Below are 15,001 nucleotides of genomic sequence, written 5' to 3'. Positions count from 1 at the left end.
CGGCGGGGTTCTGCGTCAGGCACGGCCGGTCCGCCATTCACGGTAGAGCAGCCAGACCAGGTAGCTTCCGCCGATGACGGCGGTGACCGCGCCGACCGGGAGCTGCGCCGGCGCCAGCGCGCGCTGGGCCACCAGGTCCGCGGCGATCAGCAGCAGGGCGCCCATCAGGGCCGCCCCGAAGAAGGCGGTGCCGGTGGAGCGGAGCAGCCGGCGGGCGAGCTGCGGCGCGGCCAGCGCGATGAACGAGATCGGTCCGGCGACGGCGATCGCGGCGCCGGTCAGCGCGCTCGCCGCGATGAGCGCCACCGCCTGGGTGGCCTGCACCGGGACGCCGAGCGCGCCCGCGGTCTGGTCGCCCATCTCCATCAGCCGGAGCCGCGGGGCCAGCGCGAAGATCACCGGCAGCAGCAGCGCCATGCACACCAGGACCGCGATGACCTCGGTCCAGCCGCGCGCGTTGAGGCTGCCGATCATCCAGATCTGCGCGGTCTTCGCCTCGGTGAGGTCGGCCCGGGTCAGCAGGTAGTCGCGGACCGACAGCAGCATGGCGCTGATGCCGATGCCGACCAGGATCAGCCGGTAGCCCTGCACCCCGCGCTTCATCGCGAGCAGGTAGACCAGGGCCGCGGTGCCGATGCCGCCGGCCACCGCGCCCAGCGAGACCTGGAGCATGGTGCCGCCGAACAGCAGGATGACGGCGACCGCGCCGGTGGCGGCGCCGCCGGTGAAGCCGATGATGTCCGGGCTGCCCAGCGGGTTGCGGGACAGGCTCTGGAACACCGCCCCGGCCACCCCGAGGGAGGCGCCGACCAGCACCGCGGTCCAGGCGCGGGGCAGCCGGACGTCGCGGACGAAGAACAGGTCCAGCCGCTCGCCGCCGCCGGCCAGCGCCAGCACCACCTTGTCCAGCGGGATCTCGTACTCGCCCACCATGAGCAGGACCGCGAAGACCGCGGTGATCGCGGCGACGAGCCCGGTGCCCACGGCCAGGCCGCGCGGGCGCACCCGCAGCGACACCCGGTCGCCGAACCGGAGGATCCGGGCCGGGCGGGCCCGGCGGGAGCGGCTCCGCACCGCGGTTTCGGTGGGGGTCTCGGTCGCCGTCACAGCTGGGCCATCCTCTTCCGCCGGACCAACGCGATGAACACCGGGGCGCCGACCAGCGCCGTGATGATGCCGACCTCCAGCTCGCCGTTGGGCAGCACCACCCGGCCGAGGGTGTCGGCGGCGGTGAGCAGGATCGCGGCGAGCACCGCGGAGTAGGGCAGCAGCCACCGCTGGTCCGGACCGACGATGGCGCGCGCGACGTGCGGCACGGTGAGCCCGACGAACCAGATCGGCCCGGCGGTGGCGGTGGCCGAGCCGCACAGCAGCACGATCGCCAGGGCGGCCAGCGCCCGGGTGCGGTTGAGCCGGGCGCCGAGCGCCGAGGCCAGGTCGTCGCCGAGCGCGATGGTGTTCAGCGCGGGCGCGAGCGCCAGCGCGATCACCACGCCGGCCAGCAGGAACGGCCAGACCCTCAGGAACAGTTCGAGGTCGCGCCCGACCAGGGAGCCGACCTGCCAGAACCGGATCCGGTCGAAGACGAAGTCGTCGAGGGCGATGACCGTGTACACCAGGCCCTGGAGCACGGCGGCGATCGCGGTGCCGGCCAGGGCCAGCCGCACCGGGGTCGCCTGGCTGCGGCCGCCCGAGCCGAGCGCGTAGACCGCGACGGAGGCGACGGCGGCGCCGAGGAAGGCGAACCAGACGTAGGCGTCGGGGCTGGTCACGCCGAACATGTAGATCGCGAAGACCACCGCGGCGGCCGCGCCCGAGTTCACCCCGAGGATGCCGGGTTCGGCCAGCGGGTTGCGGGTCAGGCCCTGCATGAGGGCGCCGGCCAGGCCGAGCGCCGCCCCGACGAAGACGCCGAGCACCGCGCGGGGGACCCGCAGCTCGACGATGACGCTGTGGTCGTAGGAGCCGTCGTTGTTCCAGAGCGCGTCCCACACGGTGGACAGCGGGATCGGCTTGGCTCCGACCGAGACGCTGAGGCCGACGCAGACCGCCAGGGCGCCGAGCGCCGCGAGCAGCCCGACGGCGCGCACCACCCGGGTCCGGACATGGCTCCGCGTCCGCTCCTCCAGCGCCGCGGCGGCCTCTTCGCGCTCGGCCTCTGCCCGGGCCTTCTCCGCCGACGCCCCGATGACGGCCGTCGTCCGCTCCGAGCTCATCCGGCCCCGCCGCGGCAGGCGGGGCGGCTCAGCCGCCATCCCAAGGACACAGTCTTCCTCCGGCTCTTCCCGAGCACCAAGCCGTCCGACCGGCGCCGGACACCACACACCACCGGAACCCGTGCCCGGGCCCGGCGGTCGACTTAGTAGAGGCTAACCTATCCACCAATCTGGAAAAAGCGGGCGTCCCAGGTGACGCCCTTCACCCGGCGGCCGCGAGGCGGGGGAACGGCCCCGCGCCGCCGCTCCCCGCCCGGCTACTCCCAGCCCTCGGCGTCCTGCTGCTCCAGGGTGATGATCACCGGCGGGTCCAGGGCCCGGACCGGCGGGAGGTCTCCCTGGTGGCGGGCGACCTCGACGAGGACGTGCTGGCCGGTGCAGCCCTGGGAGAGCCCCGAGGTGCCGGCGGTCGAGGTGAGGACGTTCGGGTTGCCGTGGGCGCAGGTGACGCCGGGCGCGGACGGGTCGTACCAGGCCCCCGTGGAGAGCTGGGCGACGCCGGGGCGCAGGTCGTCCGAGACGCGCACGCCGGCCAGCAGGCTGCCGCGGTCGTTGTAGACCCGGACCACGTCGCCGTCGGCGAGGCCGCGGGCGGCCGCGTCGTCGGGGTGCAGCCGGATCGGCGCCCGCCCGGCGATCTTCTGGCCGCGGCTGTAGGCGCCCATGTCCTGCTGGCTGTGGAGCCGGCCGGAGGGCTGGTTGGCCAGGAGCAGCAGCGGCCAGCGCCGGGAGCGGGGCGAGCCCAGCCGCTCCTCCCCCGGCAGCCACACCGGGTAGCCGGGGCAGTCCGGCAGGTCGAAGCCCTCGATGGTGGCGGAGAACAGCTCGATGCGGCCGCTGGGCGTCCGCAGCGGCGCGGCCACCGGGTCGGCGCGGAAGTCGCCGAGCAGGGCCTCGTCCTCGACCCGGCCGGGCAGGTCGACCGAGCCGGCCTCCCAGAACGCGTCGTAGTCGGGCAGGTCGGCGGAGAACTCCTCCTTCTGCCGCTTCCGCCACTCCTCGTACATGTGCCGGCGCCACTCCTCGGCGGTGCGCCCCTCGGTGAAGTCGCCCTCCCGGCCCAGCCGCGCGGCCAGGGCCCGGTAGACCTCGTACTCGTCGCGCGCCTCGCCGTGCGGCGGGACCGCCCTGGGCATCGCGCGCAGCCGCAGGTCGCCCCGGCTGGCCGCCATGTCGTCCCGCTCCAGGGTGGTGGTGGAGGGCAGCACGATGTCGGCGTGGCGGGCGGTGGCGGTCCAGTGCGTCTCCACCGTCCACACCGTCTCCGGGCGGCCGAACGCCTCGGTCAGCCGGGCCAGGTCCTGGTGGTGGTGGAACGGGTTGCCGCCGGACCAGGCGACCAGTCTGATGTCGGGGTAGGTGAGCTCCTCGCCGTCGTGGACGAAGGCGCCGCCGGGGTTGAGCAGCATCTCGGCGGTGCAGTTGACCGGGATGTGCCGGTCGACCGGGTTGGCGCCCTGCGGGAAGCGCGGCAGGCCGCCGGGGGTGGAGCCGCCGCCGTAGCGCCCGGTGGAGCCGTAGCCGGTGGCGAACCCGCCGCCGGGCAGGCCGATCTGGCCGAGGCAGGCGGCCAGCGCCAGGCCGGCCCACATCGGCTGCTCGCCGTACCGGGCGCGCTGCACCGACCAGCCCACGTTGACCAGGGTGCGGCCGGACGCCATCTCCCTGGCCAGGGCGCGGATCCGGGGCGCGGGCAGGCCGCTGATCTCCTCGGCCCACTCCGGGGTCTTCACGACGCCGTCGATCATGCCCATGACCGAGCGGCGCACCACTTCGGCGCCGACCGTGTAGCGGTCCAGGAAGTCCCGGTCGGCCAGGCCCTCGTCGAACAGGACGTGGACGAGCGCCAGCAGCACGGCGGCGTCGGTGCCGGGCGAGACCGGCAGCCACTCGGCGCCCATCTCGTCGATGGTGTCGTCGCGCAGCGGGCTGACCGACACGGTGCGCACGCCCGCGGCGGCGGCCTTCTCCATCGCGGGCAGGGCGGTGCCGGCGGCCCGGCCGCCGGAGGAGATCCACATGTTGGAGGCGCGCAGGCCGCCGAAGGTCACGATGAGGTCGGTGTGCCGGGCGATGGCCTTCCAGGACGGCGGCCGCTCCAGCAGGTCGTGCGCGGCGGGCGCGCCCAGCAGGTGCGGGAAGAGCACCTCGACCACGGCGTGGCTGTAGGTGTTGCGGCTGCGGGTGTAGCCGCCGATGGTGTTGAGGAACCGGTGCAGCTGGCTCTGCGAGTGGTGGAACCGGCCCGCGCTGCCCCAGCCGTAGGAGCCGCCGAAGACCGCCTCGGCGCCGTGCTCGGTGTGCACCCGGCGCAGCTCGGCGGCGAGCAGGTCGAGCGCGGTGTCCCAGTCGACCTCGACGAACTCTTCGCCGGGGGCGCCGCGGCGCGGGTCGGGGCCCGGGCCGCGCTCCAGCCAGCGGCGGCGGATCGACGGCCGGGCGATGCGGGTGGCGTGGTGCTGGGCGCCGGGCGCGTTGCCGATCAGCGGCGAGGGGGCGGGATCGTCCGGGTCGGGCCGGGCGCCGACCACCCGGTCCCCTTCGACCAGGACCTGGTAGCTGCCCCAGTGCGAACTGGTCGGATATGCGACGGCCTCGCTCTGCGACCGGTTGCTCATCGGTCCCCTCTCCCCGCGCTGCGGACGCTCGGCGGACTCCCCGCGCCTGGAATGCACCCTATTGTTCCTTTCTTCGTGTGCCCACCCCCGTACGGCGCCGCGTCCGGCACACCGCGCGGCACCGCAGGCCCGCCCGCCCCGGGCGGAGCCGTACCGTGGCGCCGCATGCGGCGCCTTGTGAAAGGGCTGACGCTCCGGGACCGCTCCGGGTTTGCGAGCATGTCCGTGCGCGGCACCGCCGCGCCTCCCGTTCGGTCGATCCCCAGGAGTGGAAACATGGCTGCGGCTCCGTCCAGGTCGCGTCGGTCGGTCCTCGCCGTCCCCGCGTCCAACCCCCGGTTCATCGAGAAGGCGCGCGACCTCGCCGCCGACGCCTTCTTCCTGGACCTGGAGGACGCGGTGGCGCCGTCGGAGAAGGAGCGGGCCCGGGAGGCGGCGGTGGCCGCGCTCAACGAGGGCGGCTGGGGCGGGCGGACCCGCACCGTCCGGGTGAACGACCTGGGCACCGCCTGGACCTACCGGGACGTGATCGCCCTGGTCGAGGGCGCCGGCGCCGAGCTGGACTGCCTGGTGCTGCCGAAGGTGACCGAGGCGGCGCACGTGCAGTGGCTGGACCTGCTGCTCACCCAGGTCGAGCGGGCCACCGGGCTGGAGCCGGGGCGGATCGGCATCGAGGCGCAGATCGAGGACGCCCGCGGCGTGGCCGCGGTGGACGCCATCGCCGCCTCCTCGCCCCGGCTGGAGACGCTGGTCTACGGCCCGGCCGACTACATGGCGTCGATGAACATGCGCACGCTGACCGTCGGCGGGCAGCCGCCCGGCTACGGCGCCGACGCCTACCACTACGTGCTGCTGCGCATCCTCACCGCCGCCCGCGCCAACGGCCTCCAGGCCATCGACGGCCCCTACCTGCAGGTGCGGGACGTCGAGGGGTTCCGCGCCTCGGCCGGGCGCACGGCGGGCCTCGGCTACGACGGCAAGTGGGTGCTGCACCCGGCCCAGGTGGAGGCCGCCAACGAGGTGTACGCCCCGGACCAGGCCGACTACGACCGCGCCGAGCGGATCCTGGACGCCTACGAGCACGCCACCACCGTGCAGCGGCGCGGCGCGGTGATGCTCGGCGACGAGATGCTCGACGAGGCGTCCCGGAAGATGGCCCTGGTCATCGCGGCCAAGGGCCGCGCTGCCGGCCTGCACCGCACCCCGGAGGCCTGACCCGCGCCGGCCCGTCCGCAGGCCCGCCCCTCCCCCTCGCGTTGATCTCCGCGCGACCGCCGGGCCGACCGGCTTTGAGGCGGCGAAGGCGCCGAGATCAACGCGGGGCGGGACCCCGGGGCCTTGCCTTCGGCGGCCCGCCGCGCGAGAATCGTTGACAGAGTCAACGACTTTGATCGGGGCAGCCATGGATTCCCTGGAGAGCACCGCGTCCGTTCCGGCCGGGACCGCCGTCCCCGCCGCCGACATCGCCCGGCTCCGCGCCTTCAACCGCTTCCTCACCGCCCGCGTCGGGGCGCTCGACCCCGGCCATCTCGACTCGCCCTGGTCGCTGACCGAGGTGCGCACCTTCCACGAGCTGCTGCACCGCGGCCGCTCCGAGACCTCCGACCTGCGCCGCGCGATGGACATCGACGCCGGCCAGCTGAGCCGGGTGCTGGCCCGGCTGGAGTCGACCGGGCTGGTCGTCCGCGCCCCCTCCCCCGCCGACGGCCGGAGGAACACCGTCGAGCTGACCTCGGCCGGCGCCCGCGCCGCCGCGCTGATGGACGAGCGCGCCGACACCAAGATCGGCGGCCTGCTCGCCGCGCTCGCACCGGAGGAGCGCGCCCGGCTGGCCGAGGCGCTGACCGCGGTGCGGGAGCTGCTCGCCCCCGACCGGCCGGAGAGTGGCCGATCGGAGGGCGGCCGACCGGAAGGCGATCGGCCGGCGGACGGCCGCGCCCCGACCCCGGTGCTGCGCCCGCTCGCCCCCGGCGACCTGGGCTGGGTGCTGGACCGGCACGGCGCGCTCTACACGAAGGAGTACGGCTGGGGCGCCGCCTACGAGGCGCTGGTCGCGAGGATCATCGCCGAGTTCGCGTCCGGGCACGACCCGGAGCGGGAGCGCGGCTGGATCGCCGAGCTCGGCGGGGAGCGGGTGGGCAGCGTGTTCTGCACCCGGGCCGACGACGAGACCGCCAAGCTGCGCCTGCTGCTGCTCGAACCGGCCGCCCGGGGACACGGGCTGGGGCGGCGGCTGGTGGAGGAGTGCATGGACTTCGCCCGCGGGGCCGGCTACCGCCGGATGACGCTGTGGACGCAGTCCTGCCTGACCGCCGCCCGCTCCATCTACGCCCGCGCCGGGTTCACCCTGCGGGAGTCCCACCCGCACCAGGACTTCGGCGACGGCCTGGTCTCCGAGGTCTGGGACCGGGATCTCTGAGGACCCGCCCCCGCGGGGCGTTTCCCCGGTGTCGACCGCCCTTCTTCCCTCTTCCCTCAGCGATCCGGCATTCCGGTCGGGCGCGGCGCCCCACGGAGCGAAGGTTCAAACGGGCAGGGAGGGCAGGAGGGCGTGCCGGCCGGTCCCCCTTCCGCCTCTCTCCCCTCTCCGAGTTCCTCGTTGCAACGGCCACTTGGTGGCAAGGCCGGTCGAGACGGCGACGGCGTCAAGATCAACGCGGGAGGGCCGGGTCAGTAGGCGACGCCCACCGCGGTGCGGAACCGGGCCGGGTCGGGGAGTACGGCCAGGGCCGCGTCGGCCACGTCGGCGCGGCCGATCCGCAGACCGCCGCGGACGTTGGCGCCGTCGCGCATCCGGTACCGGCCGGTGCGCGGGCGGTCCAGCAGCATCGGCGGGCGCAGCACCGTCCAGTCCAGGCCGCTGCCGGCCAGCACCTCCTCCATCCGGATCGAGTCGGCGCGGGGGTGCCGCAGCACCCTGGTCAGCACCGGCTTGACCACGAGCCGGGTGAACGGCCCGTCCCCCTCGGCGGTGACGGTGGCCGCGCTGATCGCGACGATGCGGCGCACCTCGGCGGTGCGCATCGCCTCGACCGCGGCGCGGGCGCCCCGCTCGCAGACGGTGGTGGGCTCGGAGAGCCCGCCCCGCCCGCCCAGTGCGGAGAGCACCGCGTCGGCCCCCTTGACCGCGGGCAGCAGCGAGGCCGGGTCGAGGGCGTCGGCCACGGCCACATCGAGCCGGTCGTGCCCGCCCAGCCGGGCGCGGACGCGGTCCCGCACCACCGCCGTGACCTCGTGGCCCGCCGCCAGGGCCTGGGCGACCATCTCGCGGCCGACCCCGCCGCCGGCTCCCAGAACGGTGATCCTCATTCCCGGACGCCTTTCGGGTAGTGAGCGCTTACTCACCACGACTATGGTGGTGAGCGCCCACTCACGTCAATACCGGGAACGGACATCGCATGGCGGGAACCCGTGACGCGATCCTCGGCGCCGCCGAGCGCGTGATACGCGAGCACGGCGCCGCGCGCGCCACCACCAGGCTCATCGCCAAGGAGGCCGGCTACTCCGAGGCCACCCTGTACAAGCACTTCTCCGACAAGCACGAGCTGTTCCTGAGCGTGCTCACCCGGCAGACGCCGGAGTTCGGCCGGCTGATGGACCGCCTGGAGCAGCGGGCCGGGGGCGCCCCGGTCCGGGAGGTGCTGGAGGAGGTCGCGCGCACCGCGATCGGCTTCTACACCCGGGCGGTGCCGCTGGGCACCTCGCTGTTCTCCGAGGCCCGGCTGCTGCAGGACTACCGGGCCCGGCTCTCCGAGTGGGGGGTCGGCCCGCACGTCCCGGTGGACGGCCTCGCCGCCTACATCGCCGCCGAGCGGGACCGGGGCCGGCTGCGCCCCGGGACCGACGCCCGCGCCGCGGCCGCGCTGCTCCTGGGGGCCTGCTTCCAGCAGGCGTTCTTCTCCCACCTGACCGACGCGCTCCGGGCCGCCGACGACCCCGCCGCCGACCCGGCCCCCGCCCTGGTGGCGACCTTGCTGGACCCGCTGCTGCCGGACCCCGCCGGGCAGGGCCGGCCCCTCCAGGACCGGTGACCCGGCGTCGCGGGGCCGTCGGAGCGCTCCGGTCGCCCCGCAGCGTCGAGACCGTCGCGGACCGCCGGCCCCGGCGCCGAGTCCGGCAGCGGCTCCGGTGGGCGGAACAGAGGGCAGATCGCGGAGGCAGAGCGCGGAAAGGCCCCCGCTCCGGGCCGGGGCGCGCCCGGAGCGGGGGCCGGTCCGGCGCGTCGGGCGCCGGACCGGGCGGCGGGCCCGTGGGGGAGCGGGCCCGCCGGGTTCAGGCCCGGTAGTGCAGGATCCCCCAGGCCAGGGAGCCGGACTCGCCGCCCCGGACCCAGTTGCGCAGCCCGGTCTTCATCCGGGTCAGGTAGGCCTCGCTGATCTTCCCGGTCAGCTCGGCCTCGCGCGCCTCGGTCTCCTCCAGCACCCGCCCGTAGTGCCGGGGCAGCTGCTCGCTGAGGTCGTCGAAGCCGACCTTGGACATGCCCAGCCGGGCGGTCTCCCGGTCGTAGAAGCCGGGCGTGCCCATGGTGTCCAGGTGCAGCCGCTCCAGGATGGGGCGGAGCTCCTGCTGCGGCGCGTCGTCGGCGGCCATCGGGTCGGTGAAGACGAAGTGCCCGCCGGCGCGCAGCACCCGGGCCACCTCCTCCAGCACCCGGGGCCGGTCGCCGCTGTGCAGCAGGGCGTCCTGGGACCAGGCCACGTCGAAGGCGTTGTCCTGGAAGGGGATGTCCTCGAAGGAGCCGTCCACCACCTCGATCAGGTGGTCCAGTCCGGCCTCCCGGTTGGCCTCGCGGTTCCGCTCGTTCTCCACCTCGCTGAGGTTGAGGCAGGTGACCCGGCAGCCGTAGGTCCGGGCCAGGTAGCGAGCCGACCCGCCGTAGCCGGAGCCGATGTCGATGACCCGGGTGTCCGGGCCGATCCCCGGCTTGGCCGCCATCCGCTCCACGGTGCGCCGGCTCGCCTCTGCGATGTCGCCGTCCGCGGAGTCGTACAGCCCGATGTGGATGTCGGTCCCGCCCCACACCGAGTGGTAGAAGGTGTCGGCGTCGGAGGAGTTGTAGTAGTCCCGCGCGGTGCGCACCGCCGCGGAGTACCGCTCCGCCGGGTCGCCGCCCTCGCGCAGGTAGGCCTTCTCCGCGATGTGGATGAAGAAGTCCGGCTCGTCGCCCTGGTAGGTCTCCTGGAAGTCGCCGTAGGTGTCCACCTGCTGGAAGCCGACCTCGCGCAGCAGCCGCCTCATGTAGTTCTTGCGCAGCGGGAACATGTTGAGGTGGTAGGTGGAGGCGTCGGGGAAGCGGTAGACGAACCGCGCCAGGCCCTCGTCGACGTGCTCGGGCTCCGCGGAGACCTCCTCCCCGCAGTAGTAGTAGGTGTGCTTGTTGCCGTACTTGCCGTCCAGCAGGGCGTCGTAGTTGCGCTGGTCGATGATGAGCACGCCGTCGTGCTTGAGCATCGCGTAGAACTCGGCCAGCGCCTTGCGCCGGTCCCGCTCGGAGAACAGGTGGGTGAACGAGTTCCCCAGGCAGATGATCGCGTCGTAGGTGCCGTGCACGTCCCGGTTGAGCCAGCGCCAGTCCGCCTGGACCACCCGGAGGATGTGGCCGCCGTAGCTCTGCCCGTTGGAGAAGGCCTTGGCCAGCATCTCGGGGCTGCCGTCCGCGCTGACGGTCTCGAAGCCCTCCTCGACCAGGCGCACCGAGTGGAACCCGGTGCCGGTCGCCACGTCGAGGACCTCGCGCACACCCCGCTCTTTGAGCTGATCGATGAAGAAGCGGCCCTCGCTCTCATAGCGGCGCTTCCAGTCGATGAGCTCGTCCCACTTGTCGACGAACCCGGTCACGTATTCGGCTTTGTAGTGGTCGGTGTCGCGAACGGCTAGCGGGTCGTCTCCAAAACGCTGCTGATCCTGCCCTTTGATAGGTCGACTCCTCACACTAGAACACCCCGAGGCGCGCGCGGCACACTGCCCCGAGGGTGAAACTTCGCGTATATATATTGAAAAGCACGAACCACCCCCTAATTCAAGGGGTCTCCCGACAAGAAGCGGTTAACGGGCAGGTCAGGACGGATAAAATCATCCTGCTGCACAGCGGGATCGACACCCGGACAACGCCGGGTGATCCGCGCCCGCGGCACCGCGGGTTCACCAGAGCGCAACAGGGAATCGCACCGCGCAACACTTTGTACCGACATCACTGATTCATTCACCGGAAATACCCGGAGAATATCCGGGAATCCCCGTCCGGCTATAATGCGCGCCCGGACGCCGAGGGGCCCGGGCGGTCCCCGGCGGGCGGCGGCCGCCCACCGGGTACGCCCCCGGTGCCGAACTGCTGGATAATGCGGGCATGGTCATCACCGGACGGGGTTCGCACGAGATCGCCGACAGCGTGGAACGGGAGATCGCCGGCGGTGCCCTGGAGGCGGGCACGGTCCTGCCCCCCATCCGGGACCTCGCGGGCGACCTCGGCGTCAACCCGAACACCGTGGCCGCCGCCTACCGGCTGCTCCGGGAGCGCGGCCTGGTCGAGACCGGCGGCCGACGGGGGACCCGGGTCCGGCCCCGGCCCGCGGCCGCCCCGAGGGAGGCCGGCCCCGGCGCGGTCCCGCCGGGCGCCCGCGACGCCGCCACCGGCAACCCCGACCCGCGGCTCCTGCCCGACCTGGCCGAGGTCCTCGCCGAGGTCGCCCGGAACCGCGCCGGCCGCGCCCCGACCCTGTACGGCGACCCCCCGGTGCTGCCCGCCATGGAGGAGGCGGCCCGCTCCCTGCTCGCCCCGGACGGCGTGCCCACCGACGCGCTCACCGTGACCTCCGGCGCGCTCGACGGGATCGACCGGGTGCTCCGCTCCGCGCTGCGCGCGGGCGACACCGTCGCCCTGGAGGACCCGGGCTGGCCCAGCGAGTACGACCTGCTCGCCGCGACCGGCCTGAAGAGCGTCCCGATGGCGGTGGACGACGACGGGCCGCTGCCCGAGGAGCTGGCGGCGGCGCTCCGCTCGGGGGCGCGCGCCGTGGTGCTGACCAACCGGGCGCAGAACCCGACCGGGGCGGCGATCGGCGCGGAGCGCGCGGCCGCGCTCCGCGCGGTGCTGGCCGGGCACCCGCAGGTGCTCACGATCGAGGACGACCACGGGTTCGACCTGGTCGACCTGCCCTTCCACGGCGTCTTCGGGGCCACCCGGCGGTGGGCGGTGATCCGCTCGGTCGCCAAGGCCTACGGGCCGGACCTGCGGCTGGCGATGCTGGCGGGGGACCTGGTGACGGTGGACCGGGTGCGCGCGCTGATGCAGACCGGCCCGGGGTGGGTGAGCCACGTGCTCCAGGAGGCCTTCGTGGAGCTGCTGCGGCGCCCGCGGATCGGCGCCCGGGAGGCCGACCGCTCCTACGCCGCCCGCCGGGACGCCCTCATCGCGGCGCTGGCCGAGCACGGGCTGTCCGCCCGGGGCCGGTCCGGCCTGAACGTGTGGGTGTCGGTGCCGGACGAGGCCGCGGCCACGGCGGGCCTGCTCGCCCGCGGCTGGGCGGTCACCCCGGGCCACCGCTTCCGCGCCTCCACCGGCCCGGCGCTGCGGATCACCGTCTCCGCCCTGGACGTCGCGGACATGCCGGAACTGGCCCGCGCCGTGGCCGCCTCGGTCCGCCAACCGGGCCCGGCGGTCTGACCCCTCCGCACCACCGCACCCGGGCGCGGCGCCTCGCGGGGTGAAGGTTCAGACGGGCGGCGAGGGCAGCGGTGGGGAACCGGCTGGTCGGTCGGGTGCGGCGCCCCACGGGGTGAGGGTTCAAGCCAGCGGCGACGGCAAGGGTAGGGCCGAGGCGAGCGCCTCACCCGGGTGCGGCGCCTCGCGGGGCGAGGGTTCAAGCAGGCGGCGAAGGCGGGAGGGCGTGCCGGCCGGTCGGTCCGGCGCGGCGCCCCACGGAGCGAAGGTCCAAACGGGCGGCGACGGCAAAGGTAGGGGCGGGGCCGGGCGTCCCAGCCGGGCGCGGCGTCTCGCGGAGTGAAGGTTCAGACAGGCGGCGACGGCGGGAGGGCGTGCCGGCCGGTCGGTCCGGTGCGGCACCCCACGGGGTGGCGGCTCAAACCGGCGGCGACGGCAGCGGTAGGGGCGGGGTCGGGCGCCTCACCCGGGTGCGGCGCCTCGCGGGGCGGGGGTTCAGGCAGGCGGCGAGGGCGGGAGGGGGCGGGGCGCCGCGTTCACCGGCCCGGCCCGGCACGCGCCCCCGCCGAGGGTGGTCATATCCCGTATGCCGGGTTTGCGGCGGGGATCGGGCGGGCGCGGGGGCGCCTTGCGCACCGCGAGAGCACCCCGATTACATCTACCAGCGAGTAGCGGGCTCTGAAGCCCCCACCACCCCCTCCCTGATCACCCAGAGTGGCCAAAGCGGGGCCTCCCGGGAGGGCAAAAGCGACATCTCGCCCCCACCCCTGCCCTTCCCGGGTTCCGGCCCCCTGGTTTGCGGCCTTGCGGACGGCTCGAATCCCTGATCAACGGCCCGATCGGGGCGATTCGGGCCCTCAGAGGGCCGATCCGGCCCGGGATGCGCGCCCGGGAATCACCGGGGTGCTCTCGCGGTGCGCAGGGCACCCCACCCCGCCATCACCCTGCGTATTCACCCAGGTCAGGGAGGTGCAGCGGTTTCAGAGGCGGCCGGCAACGGCGCCCGGGCGACGCGGGAACGGCCACCCCGCCACCCCGGCTCACCCCGACCGCCCCACCCTGCTCCGCCGCACCCGACCGACCAGCCGGTGCCCCTGCCCGCCCTCGCCGCCAGCCTGAACCGCCACCCCGTGAGGCACCGCGCCCGGGCGGCCGCCTCCGCCCCGCCCCTACCGCTGCCGTCGCCGCCGGTCTGAGCCTTCGCTCTGCGGGGCGCCGTGCCGGACCGACCGGCCGGCACGCCCTCCCGCCCTCGCTGCCCGCTTGAACCCCCGCGCCGCGAGACGCCGCGCCCGGGCGACCGCCTGCGCCCCGCCCCTGCCTCTGCCGTCGCCGCCGGTCTGAGCCGTCACCCCGTGGGGCGCCGTGCCGGACCGACCGGCCGGTCCCCTTCCCCGCCGTCGCCGCCCGCCTGAACCCCGACCCCGTGAGGCGCCGCGCCCGGGCGACCGCCTCCGCCCCGCCCCTGCCTCTGCCGTCGCCGCTGGTCTGAGCCGTCACCCCGTGGGGCGCCGTGCCGGACCGACCGGCCGGTGCCCACCGCCGCCTTCGCTGCCCGCCTGAACCCCGACCCCGTGGGGCCCGACACCCGGGCGACCACCCCGCCCCGCCCCTTCCTCCGCCGTCGCCGCCCGCTTGAACCTGCACTCCGCGATGCACCGCGCCCGACCGGTCGGCCGGTCCCCCTCCCTGCCGTCGCTGCCCGCTTGCCCCGACCCGTGGAGTCCGGTGCGTCCGGGAAAAGCCGTAGGCGCCGGCGGGTTCGGAGGCTTAGGGTTCCGCGCATGCCCGATCACACTTCTTTCTCCGCCGCCTCCTCCGACGATCCCCGGGAGGAGTGGGCCGCACTGCTGGAGCGGTCGGTGGCCGCCTGCGCGGCCGCGCTGCGCCGCGGGGCGGACGCGGACTGGAGCGTCCCCGCCGGCGGCCTCGACTGGACCTGCACCGCGACCGCGGTGCACGTCTGGGACGACATGTTCGGCTACGCCACCCAGCTGACCGGCCGGCGCACCCGCGGCTACGTCGCCTTCGAGGTCGTCGCGGACGACGACGCCACCCCCGAGCAGCTGGTGCAGGGGCTGGAGGCCTCTGCCGGCGTGCTGGCCGCGGCCGTCCGCACCACCCCGCCCGAGGTGCGCGCCTGGCACTCCTACGGCGACGCCGGGCCGATCGGGTTCGCCGCGATGGGCATGGTCGAGGCGCTGCTGCACACCCACGACATCGCCGCCGGGCTGGGGCTGGAGTTCACCCCGCCCGAGGAGCCGGTGGCGCGCGCCCTGGGCCGCCTCTTCCCGCAGGCGCCGGGCACCGGCGACCCGTGGGCGGAGCTGCTCTGGTGCACCGGGCGCGGCACCCTGCCCGGCCGCGCGGCCGTGGACGGCGCCTGGCGCTGGCGGGGCGAGGGCCCCTGACCCGGCGCCGCCGTCCGTTTCCCTCCCCTTCCGCGGTCCCTTAACGGACCCGGCCCCCTCCGCACCCCCGCCACCGGCGGTTATCGGCGTTGACCC

10 protein-coding genes are annotated in these 15,001 nt (G+C 75.0%); 5 read left to right on the top strand and 5 right to left on the bottom strand.

The window, feature by feature from the left end; genetic code table 11:
* Positions 1 to 15: 15 nt before the first annotated feature.
* The 3 genes from D459_RS0106480 to D459_RS0106470 all read right to left on the bottom strand — a co-directional run bounded on the left by D459_RS0106480 (position 16) and on the right by D459_RS0106470 (position 4,834).
* Entirely contained in the window at positions 16 to 1,107 is a 1,092-nt protein-coding gene (locus tag D459_RS0106480) for a FecCD family ABC transporter permease (RefSeq protein WP_017592186.1), read from the bottom strand.
* The gene (locus D459_RS0106475; protein WP_081620473.1) at positions 1,104 to 2,216 is read right to left on the bottom strand and encodes a FecCD family ABC transporter permease; all 1,113 of its coding nucleotides are present in this window, start codon (positions 2,214 to 2,216) and stop codon (positions 1,104 to 1,106) included. Before D459_RS0106475 ends, D459_RS0106480 begins: the two co-directional genes overlap by 4 nt.
* Before the next feature lie 257 nt (positions 2,217 to 2,473).
* The gene (locus D459_RS0106470; protein ID WP_017592184.1) at positions 2,474 to 4,834 is read right to left on the bottom strand and encodes a molybdopterin-dependent oxidoreductase; all 2,361 of its coding nucleotides are present in this window, start codon (positions 4,832 to 4,834) and stop codon (positions 2,474 to 2,476) included.
* A 276-nt stretch (positions 4,835 to 5,110) separates the two neighbouring features.
* Here D459_RS0106470 and D459_RS0106465 point away from each other — a divergent pair, with 276 nt between their 5' ends.
* The gene (locus D459_RS0106465) at positions 5,111 to 6,049 is read left to right on the top strand and encodes an HpcH/HpaI aldolase/citrate lyase family protein (RefSeq protein ID WP_017592183.1); all 939 of its coding nucleotides are present in this window, start codon (positions 5,111 to 5,113) and stop codon (positions 6,047 to 6,049) included.
* A gap of 187 nt (positions 6,050 to 6,236) precedes the next feature.
* The gene (locus D459_RS0106460) at positions 6,237 to 7,253 is read left to right on the top strand and encodes a bifunctional helix-turn-helix transcriptional regulator/GNAT family N-acetyltransferase (RefSeq protein WP_017592182.1); all 1,017 of its coding nucleotides are present in this window, start codon (positions 6,237 to 6,239) and stop codon (positions 7,251 to 7,253) included.
* Between the two features lie 251 nt (positions 7,254 to 7,504).
* Here the strand turns inward: D459_RS0106460 and D459_RS0106455 are convergent, their stop codons facing one another.
* Positions 7,505 to 8,143 (bottom strand): NAD(P)-dependent oxidoreductase, encoded by a 639-nt coding sequence (locus tag D459_RS0106455; RefSeq protein WP_017592181.1) that lies wholly within the window; start codon positions 8,141 to 8,143, stop codon positions 7,505 to 7,507.
* An 89-nt stretch (positions 8,144 to 8,232) separates the two neighbouring features.
* Between D459_RS0106455 and D459_RS30935 the strand changes: the two genes are divergently transcribed.
* Positions 8,233 to 8,865: a TetR/AcrR family transcriptional regulator gene (locus D459_RS30935; protein WP_017592180.1), complete on the top strand. Its 633-nt coding sequence runs from the start codon at positions 8,233 to 8,235 to the stop codon at positions 8,863 to 8,865.
* 241 nt (positions 8,866 to 9,106) lie between these two features.
* Here the strand turns inward: D459_RS30935 and D459_RS0106445 are convergent, their stop codons facing one another.
* Positions 9,107 to 10,765: a glycine/sarcosine N-methyltransferase gene (locus tag D459_RS0106445; RefSeq protein WP_051065333.1), complete on the bottom strand. Its 1,659-nt coding sequence runs from the start codon at positions 10,763 to 10,765 to the stop codon at positions 9,107 to 9,109.
* A 415-nt stretch (positions 10,766 to 11,180) separates the two neighbouring features.
* Here D459_RS0106445 and D459_RS0106440 point away from each other — a divergent pair, with 415 nt between their 5' ends.
* Complete coding sequence (locus D459_RS0106440) at positions 11,181 to 12,497, top strand: aminotransferase class I/II-fold pyridoxal phosphate-dependent enzyme (protein WP_017592178.1); 1,317 nt, start codon at positions 11,181 to 11,183, stop codon at positions 12,495 to 12,497.
* A 1,781-nt stretch (positions 12,498 to 14,278) separates the two neighbouring features.
* On the top strand, positions 14,279 to 14,905 hold the full coding sequence (locus D459_RS30930) for a maleylpyruvate isomerase N-terminal domain-containing protein (RefSeq protein WP_017592177.1): 627 nt from the start codon (positions 14,279 to 14,281) through the stop codon (positions 14,903 to 14,905).
* Positions 14,906 to 15,001 lie beyond the last annotated feature (96 nt).

Source organism: Nocardiopsis potens DSM 45234 (genome assembly GCF_000341105.1).
Lineage (GTDB): Bacteria > Actinomycetota > Actinomycetes > Streptosporangiales > Streptosporangiaceae > Nocardiopsis_A > Nocardiopsis_A potens.
This window is presented reverse-complemented; position numbering and strand designations above follow the sequence as displayed.